This is a genomic window from Ectothiorhodospira sp. 9100 (assembly GCF_022227565.1).
GTDB lineage: Bacteria > Pseudomonadota > Gammaproteobacteria > Ectothiorhodospirales > Ectothiorhodospiraceae > Ectothiorhodospira > Ectothiorhodospira marina.
Genome location: NZ_JAJNAN010000071.1, coordinates 1 through 9,806, shown reverse-complemented (window position 1 = coordinate 9,806; position 9,806 = coordinate 1). Strand labels below are relative to the sequence as shown.

The following is a 9,806-nucleotide window of genomic DNA, read 5'->3' as shown; positions in this document are numbered from 1 at the left end:
TAACCTGCTCGAGTTGAAGTGGACAGGTTTCATTGGTTCACATCAGCCACCCGCGTACACTGCAGATGACCGCCCGACCTTGCGTGAGCCCCAGCCGAATGCGGTGCGGGCGTCTTGCCAGGGCCTGTCCTTCGGATCGAATCAGGGGCATCGAATGAGCCACGCCAAACCCAACCTGCCCACGAAGATCTGTGTGGTCTGCGGCCGCCCGTTTGCCTGGCGGCGCAAGTGGGTCCGAGTCTGGGATGAGGTGCGCTATTGTTCCGAGCGCTGTTGTCGGCAACGGGGATCGGTCGGTGCGGGCAGGGGGCCGGCATGACCACCTTGCGTCTGGTACTCGGTGATCAACTCAACGCATCGCACCCCTGGTTTCGCCAACCGGAAGACGGTTGCGTTGTGGTGATGATGGAGATCCGCAGCGAGACCGACTACGTGGTCCATCACGCGCAGAAGGTGCTGGCCATCTTCGCGGCCATGCGCCGCTTCGCCGAGGCCCTGCAGGCTGCCGGCCACCGTGTTCACTACCTGCGCATTGGCGACCCTGGGAATCGGCAGGGCTTCGCCGCCAATCTCCAGTGGCTGGCCGCGCACTACCAGGCGACCCGGTTCGAGCGCATGGAGGCCGATGAATGGCGCGTGGAACGGCTGCTTGATGAGGCCTCAGCCCGGCTCGGTCTGCCCACCACGGTGGTGGATGCGGCGCATTTTCTTTCCGAGCGGGGTGCACTGGCCCAGGTCTTCAGCGAGCGGGTGCCACGCCTGGAGTATTTCTATCGTGACATGCGCCGCCGCCATGGCATATTGCTGGATGACCACCAGAAGCCGGTGGGTGGGCGCTGGAACTTCGACGCCGACAACCGGGCCCGCTGGCCGGGGGAACCTCCTGCCCCGGACTGGCCATGGATACCCACGGATGTCTCGGCACTTTGGCAGGAGATCGTTGCCGCCGGAGTGCGCACCCTGGGGGAGCCTGGTGCCGATGCGCTGGGCTGGCCGTTGACCCGATCCCAGGCGCGCGCGGGGTTGCAGGTGTTCATCAAACAGGCCTTGCCGCATTTTGGTCGTTTTCAGGATGCTATGAGCACCCGGGAGCCGTTGCTGTTCCATTCGGGGCTTTCGTTCGCCCTCAATACCAAGATGCTGCATCCACGGGAGGTGATCGATGCGGCGCTGGAGGCCTTTGAGGCAGGCGCGGTGGATATCGCTGCCTGCGAGGGATTTGTGCGCCAGATCCTCGGTTGGCGCGAATACGTGCGAGGCGTCTACTGGGGGCGCATGCCGGACTATGCGCAGACCAACGCCCTGGATGCCCGCCGGCCCTTGCCCCGCTGGTACTGGATCGGCGAGACCGACATGGCCTGTCTGCGTCATGCCATTGGGCAGTCCCTGCGCCTGGCCTATGCACACCACATCCAGCGGCTGATGATCACCGGCAACTTCGCGTTGCTCGCGGGGGGTGACCCGGACGCGGTGGATGCCTGGTATCTGGGGATTTACATCGATGCCTTCGAATGGGTGGAGATGCCCAATACCCGCGGCATGAGCCAGTACGCCGACGGCGGCCTGGTGGCTAGCAAACCCTATGCCGCCTCGGCCAGCTACATCAAGCGCCAATCCGACTACTGCAAGGGCTGCCGGTACGCGGCGACCCGCCGCCATGGCCCCGATGCCTGCCCATTCAATGCGCTCTACTGGGATTTCATGCTCCGCCACGAGGCAGATTTTGCCGCGAACCCGCGCATGGCCATGCCCTACCGCGCCTGGCAGCGCATGGACGAGTCCGAGCGCGATGCCACGCTGACCCATGCCCGTTACTTGCTTGAGTGGCTGGACACGTTGTGAGCGCTTACGCGCTGAGTGGCTATGCAATGCGGGATGACCACGGCGAGGATCTGCTCGTGCTGACGCGGGCCTTGTCGACTTTGGCGATCACTGAGGACTGCTTTGATCGTCTGTTCGCGGCGGACCCGCTAGAGGTTGGCGCCGGTGAGCGCGGCACCCCTTGCGCTCCGCTTACAGCCCCTTCCACAGGCCAGACTGCTCCCAATCTTGTGCCCAGGCAATGATCCGGCTGGCCTCCATGGGCTTGGCAATGCCAAACCCCTGTACGATCGGACATCCCATTTTCATCAGGACACGCGCCTGGTTATCCGTTTCCACCCCTTCCGCTATCGCTTCCAGCTGGAACGAGATGGCGAGGCTGACCACGCTCTCCACAATGCTGAAATCTTCAGGATTTTGCAGCATGGTGCCGACAAAGCTCTTATCGAGCTTCAATGTGTCCAGGGACAGGCGCCGCAGATGCACCAGCGATGAATAGCCGGTACCGAAGTCATCCAGAGCAAATCGCACGCCCAGGTTGCGGCAGTCACGCATGGCCTGTGCCGCGCGTTGCCAGTCTTCCACGGCGGCGCTTTCCAGGATTTCAATTTCCAGGTCACCCGGAGCCAGGCGAGGATACTCCTGAAGCTTCTCCTCCAGACGCCGGGCGAATCCAGGTTGCAGCAGATGTGTTGCCGATACGTTGATGCTGACGGGGATGCTCTTTCCCAGGCTCCGCCAGGTATCCATCTGACGCAAAGCCTCGGTCAGCACCCAGTCACCCAGCTGGAACTCCAGGTCCGTCCCGGCGGTCTGCGGCAGGAAGGCGTCAGGGGACAGGAGTCCCCTGTCCGGGTGGTACCATCGGATAAGGGCTTCGGCACCCCTGACCCAGCCGCTTTTGAGATCCACCTTGGGTTGGTAGAACAAGGCGAACTCTTCCTGCTCAATGCCTCGCAGGATGCGCTGACGTTCATCACGAAGTGCTTGAACTGCCTGAGTCTGCGAAACATCAAATACGGAGAAGGTCCCTCTGCCTGTCTGTTTGGCTGCACACATGGCCTGATGGGAGTGTCGTAGCATGGTGTCTGCATCGTCTCCCTGGCTGGAGAGCACAACCCCCATGCTGGCCGTCAGGCCCAGACGCTGGAGTTCATCATCCAGCGTCTGGGGCAGGCTGGATTGCATTTTTTGCGTGAGGCATCGGATCTGGTCAATCCCGGGCTGTAGTTGAGCCACGACAACGAACTCGTCTCCACCGAGGCGGGCGACCATGTCGCCCTTGCGAAGGCAGGATTTCAACTGCTCCGCCACCCTGCGCAGGATTCGATCCCCTGCTTCGTGGCCAACACGTTCGTTGACCTGAATGAAATCATCCAGGTCCAGGGTGATCACTGCCAGGTGGAGTCCCTCTCGCTGGCAGTGAGCCAGTGAGCGGTTCAGGTGTTCCATCAGTAGATGGCGGTTGGCCAGTCCCGTCAATGGATCGTAATGGGCGAGAAAGGCGATACGCTCCTCGGTACGCCTTTTGTCGGTCAGGTCACTGAGGACAGCCACATAGTCCATTTGACCATCCTCCCCGGGTACCTGGCTGATGGTGGTCCACTGGGGATACTCTTCGCCATTTCTGCGTCGATTCCAGATCTCCCCCTGCCAGGTACCGGCGTGAATGATGTCTCGCCACATGGCCTGGTAGAAATCCGGTGTATGTCGGCCCGACTGGAGCAGGCGAGGGTTGTGCCCGAGGACCTCCGGGGCGGTATAACCGGTAATCTGCGTGAACGCCCGGTTCACGGATAGGATGCTGGCTTGCGAGTCAGTGATGATGATGCCTTCCTGAGCGTTATCCATCGCCCTGGCTATACGGGCCAGATCGCGCGTTCGGGATTCCAGTTCAGCCTGGGCACGTTTGACGGGTGTCAGGTCCGTGTGTGCTCCCAGCATTCTCACCGGTCGTCCTTGATCATCCCGAATGGCCATACCCCGACAGCGAATCCAGAGCGTCGAGCCATCGCGGTGCGTGTAGCGGATAATCTGATCAAAGGGGTGTTCGGGGTTGGCAAAATGCTCTTCAAGCGCTTGATGGACGACCTTCAGATCTTCCGGGTCTACCAGGGATTGCCACTCCCGGGCCAGCGGCTGTTTGGTGGCTGGATCCTGCCCCAGCATGGTCCAGAAGCCATCGCTCATCCATTCATGATCCGGGTGTTCAATATCCCAGAACCAGATCCCGTCCAGCGTGGCTTTCTGAAGAAAATCAAAGCTCCGAGCATCCTTGCGGATGAGTTCGTAGAGTTCCTGTTTCAGGTAATGGTCAGGCACGTCCATGCCTGTCATTCCCCGCCCGTGTCCAAGGGTTGAGATGGGCGGCTCTCGGAGACGGTGATTGCGGGCTCAGAAACTGGACGGAATGGGCTATCATCTTGCGTCAGTGCCCCGAAAACTTGGGTTTGTGTTTCAAGCGAGGTTCTCTTGTCCAGGGTGATACCCAGTCCGACCGTTGATTTCACCCATCAGAACCACCGGTTCAGGTTGGATGCGGAGGGCGTACAGCAGTTCGAACACCATCGAGAGGAACTCATTCGCTTCTCCAGCCATCGTATCACGGCTCGGTTTCCGGAATTCTACGCCGACGGCGGGGCGTTCGGATCAGACCGATGCCGTGAAGAGCTGACCTTTTTACTGGAGTTTATCCGTCCGGCACTGGTTTTTGGCATCCATGAACCCCTGGAAGACTGCCTGCAGTGGCTATCGTCCCTCCTGCTCCGGCGAGGTTTGTCGACTGGCGTTGTCTTTCATGCCTTACAGGAAATGGAGGGTTGCCTGTCGCGCTATCTTTGCGCGGACAATCGGGCGAGGATGAGCGAACTTTTCGCCCATGCTGCTCGTGTTCTGGAGAATGCCAATACCTCGGGTGTTATTGAAGCATCCAAAGTGACCGTGGATCCGGTCGCCGATCAGGTCATGCAGGCACTGATTGCTGGCGACCGCCGCACCGCCACAGCACTCCTGGAAGAGGCGATGGACAGGGGCGATACCCTGATCGAGGCTGAGCATGAGTTGTTGCAACCGGCTCTGTATGAGGTTGGCAAGGAGTGGCATGCCAATCGCCTCACGGTAGCCGAGGAGCATCTGGCCAGCTCCATCGCACAGGATGTGATGGCTCAACTGCTGCTCAGCCGACCCTCATCCACCTCGAACGGGATGCGGTCATTGTTTGCGGCCCCTCCCGGCAATCGGCATGTCATTGGTTTGCGGATGATTGCAGATGCGTTTGAGATGTCGGGCTGGTCCGTGCAGTTTCTGGGAGCGGATGTGCCTCGAAACTCCCTGTTGGGGCAAGTTCGCCGATTCGACCCCCATCTTGTGGGGCTGACGGTCTCGTTGCCTCGTCATCTCTGGGCCGTGCGTGAATTGATTGAGGAGATTCGCCAACACCAGGTGGGGCTGCAACCCCTGATCCTGGTGGGTGGTAACCTGATCAACAGGGTGCCCTCCCTGGCCATGGTCATCGGTGCGGATCTCTGGGCCGCCAACGCCCGTGATGCCCTGAAACTGGTGGGCGATGTCCAGGTATGGGGGTGCTGAGCACCGGTCTTGAACAATCATCCCGATGAGCCACGCCTGTTGTTTCCCACCCCTAATCGCTGATCACCACCTGATTTGAGGCAGATTATTCCCCCGGTGAGGGAGTCGGGACGGTGGCAGGGTGTGGGTGGGCTCTGTGGGGAGATGTCCAGATTGATTCACCGGGACTGGTAGACTGGGGCGTGCCAGGGCATGATTTGAGGCCTACCCAGTCGAAGTCCGGCGCGTCCTCTGCAAGGCAGATGTAGACCAGCCTCGCCAGTTCGCGGCAATGGCCGAAGCCCGCCAGGAATGAGATTGACAGCCAGACGATGACGGGGCATAAAGCACGCGTGATCGGTTCCATCCTTTCCCGGGATGGAGGCAAGAGGGAACGCGGTGGGGTGTCTTGATACCGAATCCGCGGCTGTCCCCGCAACTGTGAGCGGCGAGTCCGGCTGAAGATGCCACTGGAGCGATCCGGGAAGGCCAGCCAGGGCGGTGAACTGCGAGCCAGGAGACCTGCCGGTTATGCGCATGCCCTTGGGCGTGCGGTCATCTGGACGCCGGGGAAACGCGTCTGGCATGGGCTCGTCTTTCTGTTGCCGCGCTCCCGCCAAATCTCCCCGTCCGTCTTTTCCAAGCGTGGCGCGAGCGCTGCACGCTGCACGATCGAAAGAGGACGTACATGCCCCTTCGCACAACCCTTCTTGCGGCAGTTGCCGCCGCCGCCCTGCCGATAACGGCATCGGCACATTTCCTGCTGAGTTACACCGAACAGGCTGTGATCGAGACGCCCGGCGAAATCCCGGTCAAGCTGATCTTCTGGCATCCCTTCGACAATGGATATGTAATGGATCTCGCCATGCCGCGCGAGTTCTACATGATCCACAACGGCGAGCGCACCGACCTTATTGATACGCTACAGCCCGCGCCTTTCCAGGGCGTCGAGAATACGGGCGAAGCCTTCATTGGCTCTGTCCCGATCCGCCGGTCGGGCGACTACGTTCTGGTGACCGTGCCCGAGCCCTATTACGAGGACTCCGAGGACATCTATATCCAGCAGATCACGCGCGTTTTTCTGAACCGCAACGGCCTGCCCACGGATTGGGACGGCATCATGGGCCTGCCAGCCGAGATCCAGCCGCTGAACCGCCCCTACAACGTGTTGGTGGGTTCAACCTTCACGGGCCGGGTTCTGTCGGAGGGCGCGCCTGTCGCAGATGCCGAGATCGAGATCGAATACATGGCGTCCGAGCCCGAAATTGCGGGCGGCACCACAACAGAGCCCACCGTCACCCCGCCCGCGGGCGGCACGCTGGTCGCGATCAGTGATGCCAACGGGTATTTCACCTTCGGCATTCCGACCGCCGGCTGGTGGGGCTTTGCGGCACTTGGTGCAGGTACCGAAACCGAGTTCGACGGCAAGGAATTGTCCCAGGACGCGGTGATCTGGATCCACGCGACCGAGCTGGAGTAAGGTTATGCATATCGTCGACGGGGCGCTTGCTAACGAGGTTGTCATAGGCGGCGCCGTGCTTGCCGTGGGCGGGATCGCGCTGGGGCTTCGGCAGCTGACGCTCGAAAAGATCCCGGCGGCGGGTGTGCTGTCGGCCGCGTTTTTCGTAGCCTCTCTCATCCACGTACCGATCGGCCCGTCGTCGGTGCATCTGGTCCTCAATGGCCTGGCCGGGCTTATCCTCGGCTGGGCCGCCTTTCCCGCGCTTTTCGTGGGGCTGCTGTTGCAGGCCGTCTTCTTTGGCTTCGGTGGCCTGACGGTACTGGGCATCAACACGCTGAACATCGCGCTCCCCGCCGTGCTGGCGGGGATCATCTTCGGCCCACTGATCGCGCGTGCCACGCCGGTGGTGGGCGCGGTCTGGGCAGGGGTCGGCGGGGCTTTCGCCATCGCCGCCACGACACTTCTGGTGGCGATATGTCTTGTGATGTCCGGCGATGCATTCGTGCCCGCCGCGAAGTTCGTCTTCTTCGCCCATATCCCGGTGATGGTCATCGAGGCGCTGCTGTGCGCCGCTGCAGTATATCTCGCGCGTCAGGTCAAACCAGACCTCTTCGACACGATAAAAGGAACATGGGCATGATCCGCAGGTTTTTCCTCGCGCTTGCGCTTGTTGCCCTGCCCGTGGCAGGGCTGGCCCACAACGTCATCTCCTCCGTCTTCCCGGCCGGCAGCGACATCGAGGGCGAGATCGGCTTTTCCAACGGCGAGATGGCGGTCGATTTGCTGGTGGAGGTCTTCGACGCCGGAGGGATCAAACTGGGCGAGACCATGACCGACCAGGATGGTTTTTTCCTCTATACCCCCACCGAGGCTGTGACCCATGTCTTCCGGGCCGATCTGAGCGCGGGCCATGTCGCGGAGATGAGAATGCCGGCTGCAGACGTCGCTGCCATCATGGGCGTCGCAGCGTCGGAGCCCGACCCTGTGCCTGAGGGGACGCCCGAGGAACTTGACGCAGGCACAGTCACCATTGCCGCTCTGACGGACGAAGAACGCGCCGCCATCGCCGAGATTGTGCGGCGGGAGATGCACCCGCTCAGACAAGAGATTATGGCCTACAAGAACCACAACGATTTCCAGTCGATCCTTGGCGGGATCGGCTATATCGTCGGCCTCTTCGGGCTGGGCTTCTACCTTGCGGCCCGCCGCAGGCTGGCAGCCTGACCCATGGCGCACGTGCTGTCGCCACAGCAGGCCGCGCTGTGTCCGACCGGGGAGGTTCCCGGCTGGCTTGAGTCGGTCGATCCGCGTTTGCGGATCGTGGTAGCAAGTGTCTATGCCATCGCCGTCGTTGCCGGTTCGCGGCTGGACGTGCTGGCGCTCGCCTTCGTGTTCTCTATGGTGCTACTGCTCGCCGCGCACCTGCCGCTGCGGCAGACGCTGACACGAATGGCGGCCATGGACGGCTTTATCCTGTTCATGCTTGTGATCCTGCCCTTTTCGGTCTCCGGCGACCCGGTTTTCACCATCTGGGGTCTGACCGCCAGTTGGCAGGGGATCGCGCTTGCGGTCGAAATCGCGCTGACGGCCAATGCCGTCGTGCTGGCGCTGCTGGTCCTTGTGGGCACCATGGAACCGGTCACGCTCGGGTATGCCCTTCATGCGCTCAAGATGCCCGAGAAACTGGTCCACCTGCTGATGTTCTCGATCCGCTATATCGGCGTTCTGCGCGAGGAATACCTGCGCCTGCGCACCGCGATGAAAGTGCGCGGTTTCCGGCCCGGCACGAACTGGCACACCTATCGCAGCTTCGGCTACCTCGTCGGCATGATGCTGGTGCGCGCTGTCGAACGCTCCGAACGCATTCTTGGCGCCATGAAGTGCCGGGGCTTTTCGGGGCGGATAGTCCTTTTGCAGCAGGTCAGCTTTACCCGATCGGACGCCGCCTTCGTTGCCATCGCGCTTATCGCGACCTCAGCGCTCGTTGCGCTGGAGTTTCTCGCGTGACGCAAATCGACCTTCGCGGCATCCACTTTGCCTATCCGGGCGCAGAGCCGGTGCTGCGCGACGCCTCACTGGTGCTCGCTCCGGGCGAACGGCTCTCGTTGATCGGGCCGAACGGTGCGGGCAAGTCCACGCTGCTCAAGATCGTGGTGGGGCTTCTGAGGCCGGACGCGGGAGAGGTACGCATCTTGGGTGCATTGCGGAAGGCCGAGGCGGATTTCGAGGATGTCCGCCGCCGGGTCGGTCTCGTCTTCCAGGATGCCGATGATCAGCTCTTCTGTCCGACAGTCGCCGAGGACATCGCCTTTGGCCCGCTCAATCTTGGCCGAGGCCGAGACGAGGCGCTGGCCATCGTCGACGATGTGTTGGCAAGGTTGGATCTGATGCACCTTCGCAACCGCATCACCCATCACCTTTCGGGTGGAGAAAAGCGCCTGATCACACTCGCGACGGTTCTTGCAATGGACCCCGAGGTGCTGTTGCTGGACGAGCCAACCAACGCGCTCGATCAGGAAAACTGGGCGCGGCTTGTCGCGATCCTGAACGCGTTGCCTCAGTCGGTCCTGCTGGTTTCGCACGATCCGGCATTCCGCGAGGCGGTCGCTCCGCGCGCCGTGATGCTGAGCGGCGGAAGCCTCAAGGCGGCCTGATTGCGTAGAATATCGAGGATCACAGATCCTTCAGCCTTGATGGCGTGATCTACGAAACTCTTCTTGTCCGGGTCAAGCAGCAAGTCAAGGTGATAGCACCGTGGGAGCCGCTCACGGTGGCGAAAGGCGGAGTGCATGGAGCTGAAGCGCGGTGCCGCACTTCTTCGCGGGCAGGCCTGTCCCTGTCTGTTGTACGCAGGCATTGGTTTACCAGCGAGATTCCGTCCTATACTGCGGTCATGCCTCGCTTCTTCAACAACGCCGGTCCCACGGTCCCTGCCGATCACTATGCCATTGATCCT

The 9,806-nt window shown here is 61.6% G+C and carries 9 protein-coding genes, 1 pseudogene and 1 riboswitch; of the genes and pseudogenes, 9 read left to right on the top strand and 1 reads right to left on the bottom strand.

All coding sequences use genetic code 11. The features are described 5' to 3' along the window. The first annotated feature begins 154 nt into the window (after positions 1-154). Positions 155-319 carry a DUF2256 domain-containing protein gene (locus LPW29_RS14335; RefSeq protein ID WP_238628576.1) on the top strand — a complete coding sequence of 55 codons (165 nt, stop codon included), beginning with the start codon at positions 155-157 and terminating at the stop codon, positions 317-319. After that, the gene (locus tag LPW29_RS14330; RefSeq protein WP_238628574.1) at positions 316-1,842 is read left to right on the top strand and encodes a cryptochrome/photolyase family protein; all 1,527 of its coding nucleotides are present in this window, start codon (positions 316-318) and stop codon (positions 1,840-1,842) included. Before LPW29_RS14335 ends, LPW29_RS14330 begins: the two co-directional genes overlap by 4 nt. Positions 1,843-2,013: 171 nt before the next feature. On the opposite strand, the gene LPW29_RS14325 is transcribed toward LPW29_RS14330, so the two are convergent. Continuing rightward, the gene (locus LPW29_RS14325; RefSeq protein WP_238628573.1) at positions 2,014-4,149 is read right to left on the bottom strand and encodes a putative bifunctional diguanylate cyclase/phosphodiesterase; all 2,136 of its coding nucleotides are present in this window, start codon (positions 4,147-4,149) and stop codon (positions 2,014-2,016) included. Between the two features lie 153 nt (positions 4,150-4,302). Here LPW29_RS14325 and LPW29_RS14320 point away from each other — a divergent pair, with 153 nt between their 5' ends. The 7 genes and pseudogenes from LPW29_RS14320 to LPW29_RS14290 all read left to right on the top strand — a co-directional run. Next, entirely contained in the window at positions 4,303-5,409 is a 1,107-nt protein-coding gene (locus LPW29_RS14320; RefSeq protein ID WP_238628575.1) for a cobalamin B12-binding domain-containing protein, read from the top strand. Positions 5,410-5,729: 320 nt separating this feature from the next. Continuing rightward, positions 5,730-5,932, top strand: a riboswitch (cobalamin riboswitch). A gap of 144 nt (positions 5,933-6,076) precedes the next feature. Beyond that, positions 6,077-6,868 (top strand): DUF4198 domain-containing protein, encoded by a 792-nt coding sequence (locus tag LPW29_RS14315; protein ID WP_238628572.1) that lies wholly within the window; start codon positions 6,077-6,079, stop codon positions 6,866-6,868. A 4-nt stretch (positions 6,869-6,872) separates the two neighbouring features. Further along, positions 6,873-7,490, top strand: a complete 618-nt coding sequence (cbiM, locus tag LPW29_RS14310; protein ID WP_238628571.1) for a cobalt transporter CbiM — start codon at positions 6,873-6,875, stop codon at positions 7,488-7,490. After that, entirely contained in the window at positions 7,487-8,074 is a 588-nt protein-coding gene (locus LPW29_RS14305) for a hypothetical protein (protein WP_238628570.1), read from the top strand. Before cbiM ends, LPW29_RS14305 begins: the two co-directional genes overlap by 4 nt. A 3-nt stretch (positions 8,075-8,077) precedes the next feature. Then, on the top strand, positions 8,078-8,857 hold the full coding sequence (gene cbiQ / locus LPW29_RS14300) for a cobalt ECF transporter T component CbiQ (protein ID WP_238628569.1): 780 nt from the start codon (positions 8,078-8,080) through the stop codon (positions 8,855-8,857). Between the two features lie 65 nt (positions 8,858-8,922). Next, positions 8,923-9,504: pseudogene (locus tag LPW29_RS14295) on the top strand (energy-coupling factor ABC transporter ATP-binding protein); the annotation flags it as partial. A 44-nt stretch (positions 9,505-9,548) separates the two neighbouring features. Beyond that, the coding region (locus LPW29_RS14290) for a hypothetical protein (protein WP_238628567.1) at positions 9,549-9,806 on the top strand (258 nt) is incomplete at its 3' end.

Bases quoted from the DNA above. Each gene is read 5' to 3' on its own strand.
- LPW29_RS14335 (WP_238628576.1), top strand. From the start codon at position 155: ATGAGCCACGCCAAACCCAACCTGCCCACGAAGATCTGTGTGGTCTGC.
- LPW29_RS14330 (WP_238628574.1), top strand. From the start codon at position 316: ATGACCACCTTGCGTCTGGTACTCGGTGATCAACTCAACGCATCGCAC.
- LPW29_RS14325 (WP_238628573.1), bottom strand. From the start codon at position 4,149: ATGGACGTGCCTGACCATTACCTGAAACAGGAACTCTACGAACTCATC.
- LPW29_RS14315 (WP_238628572.1), top strand. From the start codon at position 6,077: ATGCCCCTTCGCACAACCCTTCTTGCGGCAGTTGCCGCCGCCGCCCTG.
- cbiM (WP_238628571.1), top strand. From the start codon at position 6,873: ATGCATATCGTCGACGGGGCGCTTGCTAACGAGGTTGTCATAGGCGGC.
- LPW29_RS14305 (WP_238628570.1), top strand. From the start codon at position 7,487: ATGATCCGCAGGTTTTTCCTCGCGCTTGCGCTTGTTGCCCTGCCCGTG.
- cbiQ (WP_238628569.1), top strand. From the start codon at position 8,078: ATGGCGCACGTGCTGTCGCCACAGCAGGCCGCGCTGTGTCCGACCGGG.